General features: G+C 66.6%; 18 protein-coding genes. 8 read left to right on the top strand and 10 right to left on the bottom strand.

The window, feature by feature from the left end; all coding sequences use genetic code 11:
* Positions 1-94: 94 nt before the first annotated feature.
* Positions 95-430 carry a DUF485 domain-containing protein gene (locus IU452_RS14295; protein ID WP_195109474.1) on the top strand — a complete coding sequence of 112 codons (336 nt, stop codon included), beginning with the start codon at positions 95-97 and terminating at the stop codon, positions 428-430.
* Positions 427-2040 carry a cation acetate symporter gene (locus IU452_RS14300; protein ID WP_195109475.1) on the top strand — a complete coding sequence of 538 codons (1614 nt, stop codon included), beginning with the start codon at positions 427-429 and terminating at the stop codon, positions 2038-2040. The genes IU452_RS14295 and IU452_RS14300 overlap by 4 nt, the downstream gene beginning before the upstream one ends.
* An 18-nt stretch (positions 2041-2058) precedes the next feature.
* Here IU452_RS14300 and IU452_RS14305 read toward each other — a convergent pair whose 3' ends face one another.
* Together IU452_RS14305 and IU452_RS14310 are read right to left on the bottom strand one after the other, a co-directional pair.
* Positions 2059-3051, bottom strand: a complete 993-nt coding sequence (locus IU452_RS14305; RefSeq protein ID WP_195109651.1) for a GlxA family transcriptional regulator — start codon at positions 3049-3051, stop codon at positions 2059-2061.
* Positions 3052-3089: 38 nt separating this feature from the next.
* On the bottom strand, positions 3090-3827 hold the full coding sequence (locus tag IU452_RS14310; protein ID WP_195109476.1) for a VOC family protein: 738 nt from the start codon (positions 3825-3827) through the stop codon (positions 3090-3092).
* A gap of 168 nt (positions 3828-3995) precedes the next feature.
* On the opposite strand from IU452_RS14310, the gene IU452_RS14315 reads away from it, so the two are divergent.
* Positions 3996-5258 carry an MFS transporter gene (locus tag IU452_RS14315; protein WP_195109652.1) on the top strand — a complete coding sequence of 421 codons (1263 nt, stop codon included), beginning with the start codon at positions 3996-3998 and terminating at the stop codon, positions 5256-5258.
* Between the two features lie 94 nt (positions 5259-5352).
* Here the strand turns inward: IU452_RS14315 and IU452_RS14320 are convergent, their stop codons facing one another.
* A complete protein-coding gene (locus IU452_RS14320) occupies positions 5353-5796 on the bottom strand; it encodes a DUF3099 domain-containing protein (RefSeq protein ID WP_195109477.1) in 444 nt (147 codons plus the stop codon).
* A gap of 73 nt (positions 5797-5869) precedes the next feature.
* Between IU452_RS14320 and IU452_RS14325 the strand changes: the two genes are divergently transcribed.
* The gene (locus IU452_RS14325) at positions 5870-6112 is read left to right on the top strand and encodes a DUF3039 domain-containing protein (protein WP_228817828.1); all 243 of its coding nucleotides are present in this window, start codon (positions 5870-5872) and stop codon (positions 6110-6112) included.
* Between the two features lie 248 nt (positions 6113-6360).
* On the opposite strand, the gene IU452_RS14330 is transcribed toward IU452_RS14325, so the two are convergent.
* The 3 genes from IU452_RS14330 to IU452_RS14340 all read right to left on the bottom strand — a co-directional run bounded on the left by IU452_RS14330 (position 6361) and on the right by IU452_RS14340 (position 9456).
* Positions 6361-7485 (bottom strand): cytochrome P450, encoded by a 1125-nt coding sequence (locus tag IU452_RS14330; RefSeq protein ID WP_228817544.1) that lies wholly within the window; start codon positions 7483-7485, stop codon positions 6361-6363.
* Positions 7486-7659: 174 nt separating this feature from the next.
* A complete protein-coding gene (locus IU452_RS14335) occupies positions 7660-8601 on the bottom strand; it encodes a phosphotransferase (protein WP_324192607.1) in 942 nt (313 codons plus the stop codon).
* Between the two features lie 96 nt (positions 8602-8697).
* Positions 8698-9456 carry an APH(3') family aminoglycoside O-phosphotransferase gene (locus tag IU452_RS14340; RefSeq protein ID WP_195109479.1) on the bottom strand — a complete coding sequence of 253 codons (759 nt, stop codon included), beginning with the start codon at positions 9454-9456 and terminating at the stop codon, positions 8698-8700.
* A 73-nt stretch (positions 9457-9529) separates the two neighbouring features.
* Between IU452_RS14340 and IU452_RS14345 the strand changes: the two genes are divergently transcribed.
* Both IU452_RS14345 and IU452_RS14350 read left to right on the top strand, forming a co-directional pair.
* Positions 9530-10081 (top strand): nitroreductase/quinone reductase family protein, encoded by a 552-nt coding sequence (locus IU452_RS14345; protein WP_228817545.1) that lies wholly within the window; start codon positions 9530-9532, stop codon positions 10079-10081.
* A gap of 114 nt (positions 10082-10195) precedes the next feature.
* Complete coding sequence (locus IU452_RS14350; RefSeq protein WP_195109480.1) at positions 10196-10621, top strand: contact-dependent growth inhibition system immunity protein; 426 nt, start codon at positions 10196-10198, stop codon at positions 10619-10621.
* 32 nt (positions 10622-10653) lie between these two features.
* On the opposite strand, the gene IU452_RS14355 is transcribed toward IU452_RS14350, so the two are convergent.
* The 3 genes from IU452_RS14355 to IU452_RS14360 form a co-directional block, all read right to left on the bottom strand.
* Complete coding sequence (locus IU452_RS14355) at positions 10654-11313, bottom strand: DUF4360 domain-containing protein (protein ID WP_195109481.1); 660 nt, start codon at positions 11311-11313, stop codon at positions 10654-10656.
* 138 nt (positions 11314-11451) lie between these two features.
* A complete protein-coding gene (locus IU452_RS38890) occupies positions 11452-11586 on the bottom strand; it encodes a hypothetical protein (protein WP_267467542.1) in 135 nt (44 codons plus the stop codon).
* 289 nt (positions 11587-11875) lie between these two features.
* Entirely contained in the window at positions 11876-12823 is a 948-nt protein-coding gene (locus IU452_RS14360) for a helix-turn-helix domain-containing protein (RefSeq protein ID WP_195109482.1), read from the bottom strand.
* Between the two features lie 807 nt (positions 12824-13630).
* Here IU452_RS14360 and IU452_RS14365 point away from each other — a divergent pair.
* Together IU452_RS14365 and IU452_RS14370 are read left to right on the top strand one after the other, a co-directional pair.
* Positions 13631-14521 carry an alpha/beta fold hydrolase gene (locus IU452_RS14365; RefSeq protein WP_195109483.1) on the top strand — a complete coding sequence of 297 codons (891 nt, stop codon included), beginning with the start codon at positions 13631-13633 and terminating at the stop codon, positions 14519-14521.
* A gap of 36 nt (positions 14522-14557) precedes the next feature.
* Positions 14558-15517 (top strand): cation transporter, encoded by a 960-nt coding sequence (locus IU452_RS14370; protein ID WP_324192608.1) that lies wholly within the window; start codon positions 14558-14560, stop codon positions 15515-15517.
* 10 nt (positions 15518-15527) lie between these two features.
* Here the strand turns inward: IU452_RS14370 and IU452_RS14375 are convergent, their stop codons facing one another.
* Positions 15528-17186 carry a hypothetical protein gene (locus tag IU452_RS14375; RefSeq protein ID WP_324192609.1) on the bottom strand — a complete coding sequence of 553 codons (1659 nt, stop codon included), beginning with the start codon at positions 17184-17186 and terminating at the stop codon, positions 15528-15530.
* Positions 17187-17340 lie beyond the last annotated feature (154 nt).

The raw sequence follows: 17340 nt of genomic DNA on the forward strand, positions 1-17340 counted from the left end.
CGGGGTGGAATTCGGGGGCCGGACAACCCCTTTCGGGGGGAGTTGAAATGTCCGGGTTCCTGATATTGTGACCTGGCTCACGAGGAGGTTGCAAGTGACAACAGAACAGGCCGGGGCGCCCGCCGAGGATTGGGCGCGCACCTACGACAGCCCCGAATTCCAAGGGTTACGTCGCAGATTCCGGCGCTTCGTGTTCCCGATGACCGCGCTGTTCCTCGCCTGGTATGCGCTGTACGTGCTGCTGGCCGACTACGCGCACGGATTCATGTCGCAGAAGGTGATGGGCAACATCACCGTCGGGCTGATATTCGGTCTGCTGCAATTCGTTTCGACCTTCGTTATCACCGCGCTGTATGTCCGCTTCGCCGACCGCGAGCTGGACCCCGTCGCCGACGAACTGCGCACCGAGCTGGAGGGGCCGGTCCGATGAACAGCATTCTCGCCGCCGCGGTCGAGGGCAGCCGGCCGGGGCTCAACATCACCATCTTCGCGATATTCGTGGCGATCACGCTGGTGATCGTGTTCCGCGCGAGCCGCGACACCCGAACCGCCGCAGACTATTACGCCGCGGGGCGTGCCTTCTCCGGCCCGCAGAACGGGATCGCCATCGCCGGTGATTACCTGTCGGCCGCGAGTTTCCTCGGCATCGCCGGTGCCATTGCCCTGTACGGATACGACGGTTTCCTGTACTCGATCGGATTCCTGGTGGCCTGGCTGGTGGCCTTGCTGCTGGTCGCTGAATTACTCCGGAACACAGGCAAATTCACCCTCGGCGACGTGCTGGCTTTCCGCATGCGCCAGCGTCCCGTGCGTGCCGCGGCGGCCACCTCGACGCTGGCGGTGAGCCTGTTCTATCTGCTGGCCCAGATGGCCGGTGCCGGTGTGCTGGTCTCGCTGCTGCTGGGCGTGTCCGGGGATCTGGGTCAGAATCTGGTGATCGCGGTCGTCGGCGCGCTGATGATCGTCTACGTGCTCGTCGGCGGCATGAAGGGCACCACGTGGGTGCAGATCGTGAAGGCGGTCCTGCTGATCGCCGCGGCCGCGGCGATGTCGGTGTGGGTGCTGGGCAAATACGGGCTGAACCTGTCGTCGCTGCTGCAGGATGCGGTGAACCGGGGCGGCCAGAACGGCGCGAAACTGCTCGAACCGGGATTCCGCTACGGCAAGTCCGAGACCTCCAAACTCGACTTCCTTTCCCTCGCCCTGGCTCTGGTGCTGGGTACGGCGGGTCTGCCCCATGTGCTCATGCGCTTCTACACCGTGCCGACCGCGAAGGACGCCCGCCGCTCGGTGGTGTGGGCGATCGGATTGATCGGGCTGTTCTACCTGTTCACCCTCGTGCTGGGCTACGGCGCCGCGGCGCTGGTCGGGCCGGAGAAGATCGCCGCGGCGCCGGGCCGGGACAATGCGGCCGCACCGCTGCTGGCCCTGGAGCTGGGCGGTCCGATCCTGCTGGGATTCGTTGCGGCCGTGGCCTTCGCGACGATTCTGGCCGTGGTGGCCGGGTTGACCATCACCGCCTCGGCCTCGTTCGCCCACGACGTGTACGCCAACGTGATCAAGCGGGGCAATGCCGACAGTAAGACCGGCGAGGTGCGGGTGGCTCGCATCACGGCCGTGGTGATCGGGGCGGTTGCCATCATCGGTGGCATCCTCGCCAAGAACCAGAACGTGGCCTTCCTGGTGGCGCTGGCGTTCGCGGTGGCGGCCTCGGCGAATCTGCCGACGATCCTGTACTCGCTGTTCTGGAAGCGGTTCAACACCAGCGGTGCGCTGTGGAGTATCTACGGCGGTCTGGCGGTGACGGTCGTGCTGATCGTGTTCTCCCCGGCGGTGTCCGGCGCCCCGACGGCCATGATCAAGTCCGTCGACTTCCACTGGTTCCCGCTGGCCAATCCGGGCTTGGTCTCGATCCCGGCATCGTTCCTGCTCGGCTGGCTCGGCACCGTGCTGTCCAAGGAACACGACGAGGAGAAATACGTCGAGATGCAGGTTCGTTCGCTGACCGGCGCGGGCGCGGAAAAGGCCGTCCACCACTGAGTCCTCGGAGCGGACCGCTCAGCGGCTCAGCGCTTTCGGCGCCGCACGGAACGTTTTACGGTACGCCAGCGGCGACACTCCCAGTTCGGCGCGCATGTGATGGCGTAGGCAGGCGGCGGTGCCCAGCCCGGCGGCGCGGGCCACCTCGTCGATCGGCATATCCGTCGCCTCGAGGAGGTGGCGGGCGTGGCGCAGCCGCTGCTGCAGTAGCCATGCACCGGGGGCCAGGCCGGTTTCGGCCTTGAAGCGGCGGGTGAAGGTGCGCACGCTCATCCGGGCGTGCGCCGACAGGGTGGCCAGGTCCAGGTCGCGGTCGAGGTGCTGCAGCGCCCAGGCGCGGGTGGGTGCGGTGCCGTCGGAACCGTCCACGGGGACATTGCGGTCGATGAACTGGGATTGGCCGCCCTCCCGCCACGGCGGCACCACACAGTAGCGGGCCACCCGGTTGGCGACCTCGCTGCCGTGATCGGTGCGCAGCAGATGCAGGCACAGGTCGATACCCGCGGCCAGACCGGCCGCGGTGCAGAAGTTTCCGTCCTCGACGAACAGCAGGTTCTCGTCCAATCGCACCCGCGGGAACAGGCGGCGGAAGTCGTCGGCGAAAGCCCAGTGCGTGGTGGCGCGGCGGCCGTCGAGCAGGCCCGCGGCCGCTAGGACGAAGGCACCCGTGCAGATCGACACGATGCGCGTGCCGGGCCGGATACGCGCCAACACCTCGGCCAAATCCGGTGGCAGCGTGCCGAATCGGCGTGGCTCAGGCATTTGAGTGCCCGGCACGATGACCGTGTCCGCACTCGCCAGCAGTTCCGGCCCGCCCTGCGGCACGATGGCGTACCCCATGTTCGACAGCACCGGCGCGGTGCTCGGACCGCACACCTGCACGTCGTAGAGCGGGGTGCCGTCGGAGGTCGCCGCGTTGCCGAGCACGGTCGGGGGAATGGTCGTGTCGAACCCGATGACGGGTGCGAGGGCGAGCACGGCCACCCGATGTGGAACCCCCGAGGAATCCACGCGAGGGGAGTGCGCCACCCGGGAGAGGGTCGGCGTGCTCACTGTTTCACCGTGCCGGTCAGCGGATTACGGGAGGTCAGGCAGTACACGCCGCCGGTCGGATCGTTCATCACCATCCAGTGCGCTCCGCTCTCGATGCGGCGGGCGCCCAGCGATTCGTGCCAGGCGGCGATCGCGTGGATATCCGAGCACGCGACATCGAGGTGCGCCGAGGCGGGCCGGTCTTCGTTCAAGCGCTGCAACAGGATTCGGATCGGCAGTGTGTCCGGCTGGGCGAGCCGCAGGAATTCGGGCTGGGTGGTCTCGCGCAGTTCCCAGCCGGTGAGATCGGCCCAGAACCGGACCTCGCTGTCGTATTCACTCGCGCCGATATCGAGGCAGACCTGGTCGAGTCGGCTGATGGTGCCGTCGGGGCCGGTCACCGGTGGTGGGATCTGCCTGCCGTCATCGGTTGTCAGGCAAAACAGGTGTCCGTGGGGCGATTGCACCAGCGACCACCCGTCGTGGTCGGCGAGAATGGTGGCGCCCAGTTCGCGGGCGGTCCGTCGGGCGGCGTCCAGATCGTCGACGTCCAGGTCCACATGCGCACCGCCGGGGCCGCCGACGGCCTGTGCTCGCAGACACGGATCGCCCTCGGGCGGTTCCAGCGTGGCGAATTCGCCGTTCTCGCCGCCGCGTTCGGACAGCGTCGTCCCGGTCACGGCGGTCCAGAAGGCGAAGGCCTCGTCGAAACGATCGGCGGGGCGGTCGATGAAAGCCCAGTTCCAGCGGATCATGCTGTCTCCCAACGTTGGCCAGATATTGACGGATTGTGGCATTCAGGCCACTCGTTCGACAACCGGTTTCGCGAGACGATCTCCGGCGTGACCGAACTGCGAGAACCTTCCGCGACAACGGAATCGAGCGGCCCGGCAGGATCGGTCCGCGCGACGTTATCGAGCCGCATGGGAGTGCATCCCGCCTGGTTCGTCGCCATCATCGGCTTCTTCGCGCTGATCGGCGCGGCCGGATTCCGATCGGTGCCCAGCGTGCTGATGGATCCGCTGCACGACGAATTCGGCTGGTCGCACGGCACGATCGGCGCGGCGGTGTCGGTGAATGTTGTGCTCTACGGCCTGATTTCGCCGTTCGCGGCGGCGCTGATGGACCGGCTGGGGATGCGGCTGGTGGTGGCGGGTGCGCTGGTGCTGGTGGCCCTGGGTGCCGGCCTGACCGTCTTCATGACCCAGACGTGGCAGCTGTGGATGACCTGGGGCGTGCTGGTCGGGGTCGGCGTCGGATCCATGTCGATGCCGTTCGTGGCCACGGTCACCGGGCGCTGGTTCGTCCGGCATCGCGGGCTGGTGACCGGCGTGCTCACCGCCGCGGGGGCAACTGGCCAGCTGGTCTTTCTGCCGCTGGTGTCGATGCTGGCGCAGTCGTACGGCTGGCGGACGCCCTCGCTCGTGGTCGCGGGCATCGCGCTCGCGGCGGTGCCGCTGGTGTGGTTGTTCCTGCGCGACTACCCCAGCGATGTCGGCGTGCTGGCCTATGGTGCCGAACCGGGCAGCACGGCCGGTGTGCGCACCGAGGTGCGGGGCGGGGCCGCGCGGGCGGTGACGGTCTTGGTGAATTGCTCTCGCAAGCCGGTGTTCTGGCTGCTGGTCGGTGGCTTCATGATCTGCGGCGCCTCCACCAACGGCCTGATCCAGACGCATTTCGTCACGGCCGCCCACGATCACGGCATGCCTCTCACCATGGCGGCGAGTCTGCTGGCCGTGATCGGCATCTTCGATGTGGTGGGCACGGTGCTGTCGGGCTGGCTGACCGACCGCATGGACTCCCGCTGGCTGCTCGGCGCGTACTACACGCTGCGCGGGCTATCGCTGCTGATCCTGCCGTCGCTGCTGGGCCCGCACGCCCAGCCCAGCATGTGGGTGTTCATCATCTTCTACGGCCTGGACTGGATCGCCACCGTGCCGCCGACGGTCGCGCTGTGCCGCGAGCACTTCGGCGACGACGGGCCTGTCGCCTTCGGCTGGGTGTTCGCCTCGCATCAGGTCGGCGCGGCCATCGCGGCCACGGGCGCGGGCGTGATCCGCGACATGCAGGGCACCTATGACCTGGCGTGGTACATCGCGGGCGGGTTGTGCGGGATCGCCGCACTGATGTCGTTGGCCATCCGGCGCAAAGTCACGTCGACGCAGCCGCAACTCGCCTCGGCCTGACCGAATGCTCGGCGATCGGTTCGTCGTGCCGGTGCCGCCGTGCAGGGGGTGGCGGCACCGGCACGGCGGTACCCTTCGCGATGACTGGAGAATGTCAGCCGTCGATGGCGCGGTGGTGGCCGGATTCGAGGGCCTTCGCCGCGCGGCGCTCGTCCCAGCGGCTGGGTTCGTCCTTGCGGCGGGGCGGGCGGTCGTTGGCGATGAGGACCGCCATCCACGGCAGCGGGATCGACACGCCGATGATCAGCAGCGAGATCACCCAGTTGCCCCACAGGCTGTAGGCGATCGCGGCCAGGATCAGGCAGGGGATGCGAAAGCCCATGAGCAGCATGTACCGGCGTACGCGGGCGCGATGCTGCTGCTCCAGGGAGGGAGCCGCCTCGGTGATCAGGACCGGATGGTCGTCCGCACCGGGGAAATAGCCTTCCGAGCGGCGTGCCGGGCGCGGTATCGACCCCGGCGGACGGATCTCGAATTCGGGGCGAACACCGCCGTTGTCGCGGTTCTCGGCATCGGGGGAGTCGCCGTCACGCTGCATGCACCCGAGTCTTCCACTCCGCATGATCGAATGCACACGGGGTGCGGAGATCGGAGCGGCCCGCCCTGGCATCATGGATGGGGTGAGCAGCGATACTCTGGTTCGCCCGGATACGACCACCGACGAGTCGACCGACAGCGATATCCCGAAGTACTTCCACTATGTGAAGAAGGACAAGATCGCCGAGAGTGCCGTCATGGGCACCCACGTGGTGGCGCTGTGCGGCGAGGTATTCCCGGTCACCAGGTCGCCGAAGCCCGGCTCCCCGGTCTGCCCGGAATGCAAGCGCATCTACGAAACGATGCGCAAGGACTGACCACATCCGCTGATCAGGGCCCTGTCTACTGCCGGAACAGGGCCCATTCTGGCGTCGGCAAGGGCAAGGGAGCCGACCCGCTGCCCTCACATCCGATGTGCCGTCAGCAGTGCGAGCACGTAATCGGCATCGTGGTGCGTTGTCGGCCTGGCATGTTTGGTCGAAGTGCGAACTGCCGGCCGTCCGGGCGGTGGCAGGTTCGCGTCTTGATCATGGTTTTTCACCTCCTTCCGGGTTGTGGGCTTCGGTCAGGCTCGGTGCAGGGCGAAGGGGCGGGGAGTGTTGGCGTTGGTCACGATCGGGCGAAGGTTGCCGCCGATGACGGTGACGGGGGCGGCGCTGGTGAGGGCTGTGACGGCGTCGGTTATCAGGGTGTGGGCGATCGCGGCTCCGGCGCAGACGAACGGGCCGGTGCTGAAGGGGAGGTAGGGGCCGCGGCCATCGGATTCGGCCCAGCGTTCGGGCCGGAATACACCGGGGTGGTTCCAGCGGTGTTCGTCGTGGTGCAGCAGATAGGGACTGACCGACACGACGTCGCCGGTGCGGAAGGTGATTCCGCCGAGTTCGATGGCGTACGGGGCGGGGCGGCCGACCATCCAGACCAGCGGGCGATGCCGCGAGGCTTCGCGGACGATCTGGTCGGCGGGCCACGGCCAAGGCGAGCCTGCCGGTGCGTGCAGGCCGGCCAGCAGGACCGACCAGGCCAGTGAGTAGCCGACCGTCCCCACGATCGACACGAACAGCAGCATGTACAGATCGGCCACCGTCCGGTCGTCGACCTCGTCGGGGCAGGCATCGATGATGGCATCCAGCACGTCGCGTGGTTCGCCGTGCCGGGTGTCCTCTCCTCGGCGATCGCGGACGTGCTCGGTCACCGCGGCACGGAGCTTGTTGCGCAGCAATTGCGCGCGTGCCCGCTGGCGGATGCGTGGTGCGCGGATCAGCACGTTGCCGCGTGAGGCCTGTGACAGCAATCGCCGCAATCCGGGCGGGGAATCGGGGTGCAGCATCGTGTCGGCCGTGCATCGATAGACCAGTTCGGTTCCGGCGGTGGGCCACTGGGTGACCGCGGGCATCTCGTCCACGGCTGCGGCGAGCCTGTCGCGGTAGTCGGGCAGTCGTGCTCCGACGATGTCGCGGACCGCGTGGCCGACCTCGATCTGGGCCGACCTGGTCGGCAGCATCTCCCCGAAGAAGATCGACCTCCCGCCGTTGAAGGTCTTGCCGGTCAACACCTTTCGCGCCAACTCGGCGTCGCCGACGCACCACCCTCCCCAGGGCAGCGGAAACACGCCCCCGGGGTGGCGGTGAGAAAGATTGTCGAGAAAGCCCAGCGGATCGCGCCGGAACCGGCGCATCTGCCACAAGCTCATACAGCGACCCCTGCCGTGTGTGCGGTTGGTGCCTTCACGATCAAGAGCTTCCAGTCGGGACTTATCCCATATGTCCGGATCTAAACATGCATCGGCGCAAAGGATTCAAGGACATGACTCACGAAACACGTTCTCTGGCAATCGGTTCGGCGTCAGTTGCGGAGTGGAGCAGGTTCAGTGGCCAGAGGCGTCCACTGCGAACGGCGGCGCCGTTCGCCATTGCTCGATGGACGGTTTCAACGCCTCCTCGAGCATGGGCAACTGCGGAACGAGCGCCAGGCACGCCACCGTCCGGGACATGCCAACGGCATTGACGAAGCGCAGCACGCGCTCGTCCAGCCGACGGGAACCTCGTCGGTGCGCGGCCGAGTTGTACGCGGCCTCGCACGCAGGTCCGAAGAACGCCAGATCCCATTCGACCGGTCCGAGCGAGACCAGTTCGAAGTCGGCGTACAGCGCGCCGCCCGACGTCGTGACGATATTGGCCGCGGGCGCATCCCCGTGGATCGGCTGGAGGTCGATTCCGGGGAACGCCGCCTCGAACGCTGCGCGCGAGCGGACGACAGGCTCCAAGACCTCCCATTCCCGCCGCGCGCGGCCGAGATCAGCTGGGCCGATGAGGTCGGGATGCGCTTCGAGGGCGGCAAGGCCGTCTTCGACCATCCTCGGTTCGGCCGCCGACAGGAACGGCAGATCACCCGGGTAGTCGCGCAGCGCGGCGTGCAGGTCGGCGACCAGGCGGCAGTTGTGCTCATAGTCGGGCTCGACGCTGTTGTCCTGCTCGACGAATTGCCAGAACGTCATGGAGAAACCGTTGCGCTGCACGGGTTCTCGTGGCACGAGCGGACTCGGTGGAATCACCGGGGTGCCCTGTTCCGCAAGCCACGTCACCACGTCGAGCTCCGCTTGCTGTCGTGTCGCCTGGGCCTCGAGGTCGAGGTAGGACGGCGCAACGGTGGGTACCCGCACCACCACCGGCGACGGAACGAGATGCACGACAACGGAAAACACGTCATGGAGCACAGTCGCGTCGGTCACCGTGAGCCCCAGACCGCGACCTGCGGCGACGGCCGCGTCGAGAGCACGCGACGTACGGTCGGCGAGCTGGTCGGGCATCATCACTCCTGGCATGCCCGGCGATACTGCCACACCAGGCACGACAGAGCGATCGATTTCTGGCGTTGCCGGCGATGGGGCGCGTCGGTCGTGGGGTCAGAAGAACTCGTCGAGGAGACGGTAGTAGTCGATTCGCCACGGGTCGGCGTCGGTGTGTCGGCCGACCCAGGTGGCCAATTCGGGGCCATAGTTCGGGTTGAGAGCGGTCGAGGTGATGGAACGGGTGAGGAGGGCCAGGTCGAGGTGGCGGTCGGCGACTCCGAGCCGACCGACGTCGACGGTTCCGGTCACCGAGAGTGCGTCGGGATCGAGCAGCACGTTGGGCAGGCAGAGGTCGCCATGGCAGACCGAGAGGCTGGACTGTTCCAAGGCTTGGGCGCGGTCCCGATCCGACAGCAGCTCGCCGAGAAGACTGTCGGCGGTCCGGCCCCGACGCTCCTCGTCGAAGTCCTGGTCGTCGACCAGCCCCGCGCTCGTGTTGGCTGCGGCCGCCGCCAAGGTCACGTCGAGACGTCGGTCGAACGGGCACTCGTCGATGGGGAGGTCGTGCAGGATGTCGAGGAATTCCACCAGCGCCCGTGCCGCGGCCGGGGCGTCGGCCGCGGGTATCGCGCTGGCCGGTGCTCCGGGTAACGCCGAGGTGATCAGGGTAGCGCTACCGTCGCGCTCATTCCAGTCGACTACCTGTGGGGCGGTCACCGTTGTTGTGCCCAGCCATATCAGCCGATCCCGTTCATCGGTCAGTTCGACCAATGCGGAAGGCGTGCAGGCGGTCTTGGCGAACATCTGGCCGTCGGGGCTCCGGCGAACGACCGAGTCGCTGCATCCAGTTGTGACCACCTCCCAATCCCGCACGAACGGCAGTCTGCCACAGCACCGAGTCGGCCGACGCGGTCGTCTCCCCCGCTGCTCGTAGCTGCTGTGGGGTTTGTCACCAACGGTCGGTCGCCGCTGCCTAAGTGTTGCTGCGTCGGCTCAGCGGATGTCTACTGGCGGCATGTCGCTGTGGGCCCAATTCGTCTCCGCCGGTGCGCAATTTGCCAATAGGCACGGAATCTACGCAGGTCGGCGGTCCACCAAAGTTCATGTCCTGCTGTACCGAAGGTCCAAGGGCAGGATCGGCGGGCGCTTTTTCGGTCGGCCCAACGCCCCTATCCTGCTGCTCGATCATGTCGGCGCGAAAACCGGTGTTCAGCGAACGTCGCCGCTGATCTACGTCGATCACGGCGACGCGGTTGCGGTCGCGGCGTCCAAGGCGGGGCAACCGAACCATCCCGCGTGGTTTCACAACGTCGTCACCACCCCGGACACCAGCATTCAACTCGGTGCCCGATCTCGTCGAGTGCGGGCCCGAGTCGCGACCGATCCTGAGCGGGAACAGCTTTGGCCGAAATTCGTTGCCGCGTTGCCCGACTTCGAGTTCTACCAACACCACGCCGGCCGCCGGACCATCCCGATCGTGATCCTAGAGCCACGGTAAGCCGCCGTAGACCCCCTCAATTCGATCGATCCCCAGTCCTGCAGGCGATCTCGTGAACGCGCGCACCTGTCGATTACAGTGCTCGGGAGAAGAAGTTGAGGAGGTGCGCCCGCTATGAGCCACATGGTCGGCAACGCCGGAAACCGATCCGTAGAGGACATCGAGGGCGACGCCTGGGATGCAGCGCAGTCGGATGCGACCTACGTGATCCGGAGAATTCACGAGCTGCGCCGGGTCCCCGTCCGGGAGTTCGGTATCGAGGATATGCGGATCATGTTGTCGCAGAAGGTCGGAACCGCAGCGGTCTTGCCCCGGGCGCTGGACGTGTTGGAAGGGAACCCGCTGTCTTCGGGCGATTTCTACCCGGGCGATCTTTTGGTGGCAGTGCTGGGGTTAGGGCCTGACCACTGGTCGGGCGATGCCGCCCTGTTGGACCGTGCTCGGCGTATTGCGGAGCAGGCAGAGGCTGTGACCGCGGAACTGGGGGGATCTCACATCCGGGAGATTCGCCGGTTGGCCAGCGAATTCCTCTCGGACTAGTGTCCGAGCCCAGCCCCTGGCGACCGCCGCGCTCAGCACTTCTTCCAGGCGAAGTGGTAGGTCGTGTGGACACTTCCGTCCGTGGAACCCATGGTGATGTAGCTGGTGGTCCTGGACGGGTCCGAGGTGCCGGCGTGCACCCGCAACTGGGTGTTGATGTTGAAGTTGCGGGTTCGGCCGCAGGGCTGGAACACGATCTCTCCGACGTCGGTCGTGTCCGTCATGTGCCAGCGGCCGTGGTAATAACCGCTGAGCGGGTGGTCGACATAGTCGGTCGCCGAATCACCCTGGAAGTAGTACGTGGCCCTTTCCAAGGCGGTCGCTCCGGCTTCCAGATGGGCGAATCCTCGGTACTCCGCTGAGGCTATTCCGTAGGTGAAGCCTTGGGGGACATGCACTTGCAGGACGATCTGGCAGTTCTTCCGGAAGTCGGTCGGGTCGGCTCCCACACCGACCCGTGCCGTGAATCGACTGTAGGTCACCCGGAAGGCCGTGTTGTCGTCCGCGACCGCCACGGCCGCTGTGCCCGGAGGACAGCCGGATCCGTTGACGGTCACGACGTCGATAGTGATTTTTCCGGAGGGAGGGGATGCGTTCGGGTCGGAGGTCGGGACTCCGGAAGCTGGCGAACCCGACATCGGCAGAGAGAAGGCGAAAAGGACAGCGCCGAGGGCGGCCAACTTTTTGTACATGATTTCCTCAGTTGTTCCAGCCGCAGACGCATCTCACTGTAAGCAGGCAACCCGTATCCGCGAACCCCTACTCGCCGTTCGATTTCCGCCCCTATGATCGTTGCCGTTGCGCGGCTGTCGCAAACTTGTTCGAGGTCGTCAGGCGGAGCCGATCAACGCCGATCCAAGGGCCAGCACGGCCGCGATACTGCCCAGCGGGAAGCCGACCATGGAGGCGACAATGGCCAGCGGTATGTAGATGGCGGCAAGGGAACCCAATATGAGGGCGTCCATGATTCCTCCTGGTTGTAGTTGAGCATGTGTACTCAGCCAGCTCCACTGTTGTGGAGCAGCCACCAGTTAGAGCCAAGCCGAACCAGATCGAATGGCGGTTTGTTTGGGTGAGCCCTATCTGCGTCGAAACGACCACTGTTCAGTTCGTAGACCGCGCCTCATCAGCAAAGATAGCGTAACGCTCGGCTCGGCGTAGCAAAATAAGCGGTCGATTACCGGAAGCGATCGGCAGTAGCGCCGGCGATTTTTTCGGATACTCAACCACACGGATCCGTAAGGCGGAGCGTGCTCACGATCGGCGGATTTCGCGGGGGCTGGCGCCGAAGCGGCCCCGGAATGCGGTGCTGAATGCGCTGGCGGAACCGAAGCCGAGTCCGTGGGCGATATCGCCGATACTCCACCGGCGGTATGCGGGATTCTGCAGCCGCGCGTAGGCGAGCCGCAAGCGTTCCTCCTTGATGAGTTCGCGAGGGGTGGTATCGGCGCGCTGGAGCGCGACCTGGATCTGGCGCAGCGACCAGCCGAGCGCGCGGGCAACGGAGGCACCGGTCAGCTCGGGCTCGTGAGCGTGGGCGCGAATGTACTGGCGGACAGCGGATTCCACGTCCGCGAGATGATGACGCTCGGTGGGATGGTCACCGACGATGTGCATGCACAGCAGGTCGACCAGTCGATCGGAGACGGCATCGAACTGCGCGCGGGTGAGGGTGTCTATCTCGGCCACCAGGCCGGTGGCGAGGTCGACGACGATGCGCCCGAGCCCGGTCGTGAAGTCCAGCAACCGTGCGGGTGGCGCAGCGCCGCCCAGGCGGTGATCGATCTCGCGCCGAGGGATGGTCATGGTGAATCCCGCGGTGCCGTCGACCTGGGTGTACGCGACGGGTTGGTCGACGGTCACCAGGCAGCCGGAGCCGGGTGACATCGGCACATCCTGACCGTCCTGCCAGATCGTGATGTGTCCGGTGGTCGGCAGCATCAGGCGGTAGTCGTCGTCGGAGGCGGCCCGCACATGTCCTGGCGTGCGGTAGTAGGTCACGGCGTCGGCGCGCCATCCGATCATTTGGTGGTTGGCGGTCCGTCGCCGCACGGTGCGTCCGTGGAAATCGCGTCGGGGGAATGCGTAGCCCACCCGCGTACGCATGTGCGACTGGACCAGCTCTGCCCAGTAGTCCGTGCGCTCACGCAGCGCGACATCGTGTGTGGAATGGGACTCGACGCTGTCGATTCCGTACTTCATGGGCATCACCTCCAACCGCCGCATATGGCGCGTCCACAGCATAGGTCGGCGCCATTCGCCACAGACCGCAGGACCTCTGCGCGCAGCGACAACTTTCGTGCGTCCGACGGCACTTGCCGTGCCCGTCCCCCCTCTACCTTTGTCATTTCAGCAGGACGCCGCCGAGACGACGAAAGGTGCCTATGCAACTGCCGCTGGGGCGCGAGTTATCCGAATCACCAGATATCGAAAGGTCATGATGCACAAGATGAGCAGGCTGGATCGCGACGCCGATAAAGACGGCGACGAAGTCGTTCGCTGCGGCGACGTCACCCGGGTCGTCGGCGATTGATCTGCACGGCAATCCGATTCGCCACCACCGCATCGGCCCACTCGCGGGGTGTGGGCCGGCGGTGCCGCATGGTGCAGACACGCTACGAACGACCGAGGTCAACGGAGAAGGGGTGGTGAAACATGCCTCGCGGTACCGCCCGCCGGCCGAGTTGGTGGGCGTGGCGGCTGCCGCCATCGTGGTGCTGACCGTCGCCATCGTGGTGTCGATCGCCGTCGCTGTCGGTTCCGCCCCCGGTCGCGCACCCCGGCACAGCGGAGGTCCCGCCGGGAGGTCGCGGGAATACCGACAATTCGATGTCACCGAGACACCTCGTCCCGAGCCTGTTGTGCGAGCGCGGTCAGCGGGCGGAAAGGCGGTGGGCTGGTGCTCATTCGAGAGCGTAGGTGGTCACGCTACTGATCGGATGCTAATTCGCGTGCGGCAGAGTCGGTTGCGCCCGCCGCCCGGCGGATCCGCTACGACGAAAGCACCGCATGCAGACACCGACCATCCCCGGCTTCGACTATCAGCGCATCCGGGTCGCCGACGGCATCGCGCTCAACGCGGCGATCGGCGGCTCCGGCCGTCCGATCGTGCTGCTGCACGGCTTCCCGCAGACGCACCTGATGTGGCGGCACGTCGCCACCGATCTCGCGGCCGATCACACGGTGATCTGCCCCGACCTCCGCGGCTACGGGGCAAGTGACAAGCCCGCCGACGTCGATGGCACCGCATACGCCAAACGCACCATGGCCGCCGACATCGTCGCGCTGGCACGGGCCCTCGGCCACGAGCGGTTCGCGCTCGTCGGGCACGACCGCGGCGGCCTGGTCGCCTTCCGCGCCGGGCTCGACCATCCCGACGCCATCACCCACCTGGCCTGCCTCGACATACTGCCGACCCTCGATATGTGGGATGTCATGCGCGGCAGGAGCGCGGCGGTGGGATTCCACCTCTACCTCATGGCCCAGCCACCGGGCCTCCCCGAACGGCTCATCGCCGCGGCACCCGACGCCTTCTTCGGTCACTTCCTCGACATCTGGACCCGCGACGCCGAGGCGATACCCGCCGAAATCCGCGCCGCCTACCTGCGGGCATGCCGGGAAGCGGTGCCCTCGATCGTCGCCGACTACCGCGCTTCCGCCACGACCGACGTCGAGCACGACGAAGCCGACCGGGCTGCCGGTAGCCGACTGCGGATGCCGGTCACCGTCCTCCAGCAGGATTGGGGCGCCGCCCTCGGCTTCGACGCAGAGGCGCTGTGGCGTGCCTGGACAACGAATCTGGCCCGCGCGACGGTCACCTGCGGCCACTTCATGGCCGAAGAAGCACCCGAGGAGATCACCATGGAACTGCGCAAACTCCTGCTACGGGATGCGTCGTAAGACGTTGCGTGCGGTGGCCCGTGTCAGACTGCGTGGGTGAAGAGGGCGCCAGCTTTTCGACGCGAGAAGGCCGACACGGATGTGGGCGGGGAAAGCGCGCGCACGGTGGTGATCGCGTTCGGCGTGAATGTTGCCATCGCGCTCGCGAAGTCGGTCGCGGCGACGCTGTCCGGGTCGGCGTCGATGGTGGCCGAGGCCGCGCATTCGTGGGCCGATGCCGGGAACCAGATCTTTCTGCTGGTCGCCGGCCGTAGAAGCGCGCGTGCCGCCGACACCGACCACCCCCTCGGCTATGGCCGGGAAGCCTACGTCTGGTCGCTGTTGGCGGCGGTCGGCCTCTTCGTTGCCGGTGCGGCGGTCTCGGTGTGGCACGGCATCACCGAACTCCTGCACGAGAGCGTCGGCGAGCAGGACTACACGGTCGCCTACATCGTGCTCGCCGTCGCCTTCGTCTTGGAGAGCACGTCCTGGATGCAGGCCACCCGGCAGCTCCGCGCGGAAGCCGAAAGTTACGACCGCGACATCCTCGAGTACGTGCTCGACACGTCGGACCCGATGGTGCGCGCGGTATTCGCGGAGGACAGCGCGGCGCTGATCGGCCTCGTCATCGCCGCTGCCGGAATGGGGCTGCACCAGCTCACCGGCGTCGCATGGTGGGATGCGCTGGGGTCGATACTCGTCGGTGTGCTGCTCGGCGTGGTCGCGGTGGTGCTCATCGACCGTAACCGGCGGTTCCTGACTGGTGAACCGGCCTCGGATGCGGTGCGGGCCGCAGCGATAGCTCGGATCGAGCAGATGCCCGAGGTTGCGGCGGTGCGTTTCGTCCGGCTCGAATACGTCGGGCCGAAGCAGGTATTCCTCGTCGCCAGCGTCGACCTCGAGGGCGATGACGCCGAATCGCGCATCGCGCCCACCCTTCGTGCGCTGGAGCATGAACTCGAACGCAACAAACACGTCGTCAAGGCCGTACTGACGGTCTCGGATCCGAGCCGGTGAGTTCGGGTCGTCAGCTGGCGAGGGTCTGGCCGGGTCGCAGCACCGGCCCGCAGCCGTTCGTCTGGAACTGGGGCCACAGGGGTGGGAGTACCCGGCCTGCGTATTGGCGCAGTTGTTCGAGTTGCTGTTCGTCGCGCACCGCGTCTTTGCGGACCCAGTCCTCGTCCGGGCGGGCAGGATCCGGGGACTGGTGAATCCGGTAGTAGTCGCGTCCGATTCGCGGGTCGACGGTCAGCTCGTTGTGCAACCAGACGCCGTGCGTGTGGATGAAGGTGGGTTTCAGTTCCTCGAACACGTAGTCGCTGAGGTCGGTGTGGTCGGTACCGGCGTAGATGTCCGCGATCCGCGATTCGGCGAGCCCGGCCATGTCGATCAGCTGCAAACGCGACGTCAGTGAACTCCCGCCCATATCGGGGGTGAACAAGGTGCCCCGCTGTATGCCGAGGATGTCCGCGTAGCCGTTGAACAGGCGCCCGAACCGGAGGGTGATCCAGCACAGGGGCACATCCGAGGTAGTCCGAAACTCCTCGGACGCGACGGCGAAGGCGGAACCGGACGGAATCAAGACACCGACCAGCGTCAACACGACCAGAGCCCGGCCACGAGTGCGCAGCCGCGCCAGCAGTTCCCCTGCCGAGATCACGACAACGAAGGCACCGAGTACCCACACCGGGGTGGCGAACCGGAATTGCGCCATCCAGTCCGGCTGCAGAACGCAGTAGGCGATCATCGCCAGTGCCAATGGCACCAGCAACGCGACGATGCCGTCACGCCACCTGCTCGGCGGAGCCAGGGCAAGCCCGACTACTCCGATGGCCGCGATCACCGCGGGGGCGCCCGCATACTGCACCAGGTCCCCTGCTCTGGTCAGGTCGTGCACGGTCGGTATCGCCTGATTCTTGGCGACCGCGGTGTTCGCGACGAGCCTGCCGAATTCGCTGATCCGCCACAGCAGATAGGCGCCGAACGGGACCGCGAACGCGAGTCCTGAATACAGCCCGCACCGCAGTGCGGCGGGCCACGTCGTGCGCCGAACCAGGACCGCCGAAACCACGGGATACGCGGCCAGGTAGATCAGGCCGTCGGGGCGGGTCAGTGCCGCGAACGCTGCTATGACACCGGCTGTCACCGCCACCGTCGGTGTCCACAAACGGTCGTCCAGCACGGCCAGGAACAGGTGGACGGCCAGTACGAACACCGTCAGCGCGAACAACGCGTTCTCCAGGCCGGAAAAGCACCAGATCACGAACGACGGGATCGCGGCCAGCACACCGCCTGTCGCGAACGTGGCCAGTGCAGGCCAGCGCGTAACCCGTCGCGCGGCGAGATAGCAGGCGGCGAGAATACCCGCGCAGCAGAGCAGCGCCATCGCCTTCGGATACAGGACATAGTCGGGGATGCCGAAAAGGGTGCCTCGGTCGAAAAGTCCACACCATTTGCCCACCACCAGGATGAAAAGCCAGGTGGGGTTGGAGAACCCTTCGACCGGTGCCGCGCCGGGCTGCAGCACCGGCCCCAGACCCTCGGCGACGCTGCGCGCGTACGCGAAGGTGATGCCCGCATCGTCGATCATCCAGTTGCCGAAATCACAAGCGCGCCAGCCCAACAACACTGTGCCGCCCAGCACCGCCGCCACCGAAGCCACCCACGACCGGCCGCGCCGTCGCACACCTTCCAACACCTCGACCGATGCCCACCGCCGCGCCTTCAACACCTCAACCCATCCACCAGACCCCCACCCGCTGCCAACCGAGCCAACTATGACGGTGATCTGCACACAGCCGGTTCTCGCAACGCATCATAGCCACAGCGGCAAACCGGCT

This window comes from Nocardia transvalensis (genome assembly GCF_015477765.1).
Classification (GTDB): domain Bacteria; phylum Actinomycetota; class Actinomycetes; order Mycobacteriales; family Mycobacteriaceae; genus Nocardia; species Nocardia transvalensis_A.

Coding starts and splice junctions, on each gene's coding strand:
- IU452_RS14300 (WP_195109475.1), top strand. CDS start 427: ATGAACAGCATTCTCGCCGCCGCGGTCGAGGGCAGCCGGCCGGGGCTC.
- IU452_RS14310 (WP_195109476.1), bottom strand. CDS start 3,827: ATGATCCGCTGGAACTGGGCTTTCATCGACCGCCCCGCCGATCGTTTC.
- IU452_RS14315 (WP_195109652.1), top strand. CDS start 3,996: ATGGGAGTGCATCCCGCCTGGTTCGTCGCCATCATCGGCTTCTTCGCG.
- IU452_RS14320 (WP_195109477.1), bottom strand. CDS start 5,796: ATGCAGCGTGACGGCGACTCCCCCGATGCCGAGAACCGCGACAACGGC.
- IU452_RS14325 (WP_228817828.1), top strand. CDS start 5,870: ATGGATGGGGTGAGCAGCGATACTCTGGTTCGCCCGGATACGACCACC.
- IU452_RS14330 (WP_228817544.1), bottom strand. CDS start 7,485: ATGAGCTTGTGGCAGATGCGCCGGTTCCGGCGCGATCCGCTGGGCTTT.
- IU452_RS14335 (WP_324192607.1), bottom strand. CDS start 8,601: ATGCCCGACCAGCTCGCCGACCGTACGTCGCGTGCTCTCGACGCGGCC.
- IU452_RS14350 (WP_195109480.1), top strand. CDS start 10,196: ATGAGCCACATGGTCGGCAACGCCGGAAACCGATCCGTAGAGGACATC.
- IU452_RS14355 (WP_195109481.1), bottom strand. CDS start 11,313: ATGTACAAAAAGTTGGCCGCCCTCGGCGCTGTCCTTTTCGCCTTCTCT.
- IU452_RS38890 (WP_267467542.1), bottom strand. CDS start 11,586: ATGGACGCCCTCATATTGGGTTCCCTTGCCGCCATCTACATACCGCTG.
- IU452_RS14360 (WP_195109482.1), bottom strand. CDS start 12,823: ATGAAGTACGGAATCGACAGCGTCGAGTCCCATTCCACACACGATGTC.
- IU452_RS14365 (WP_195109483.1), top strand. CDS start 13,631: ATGCAGACACCGACCATCCCCGGCTTCGACTATCAGCGCATCCGGGTC.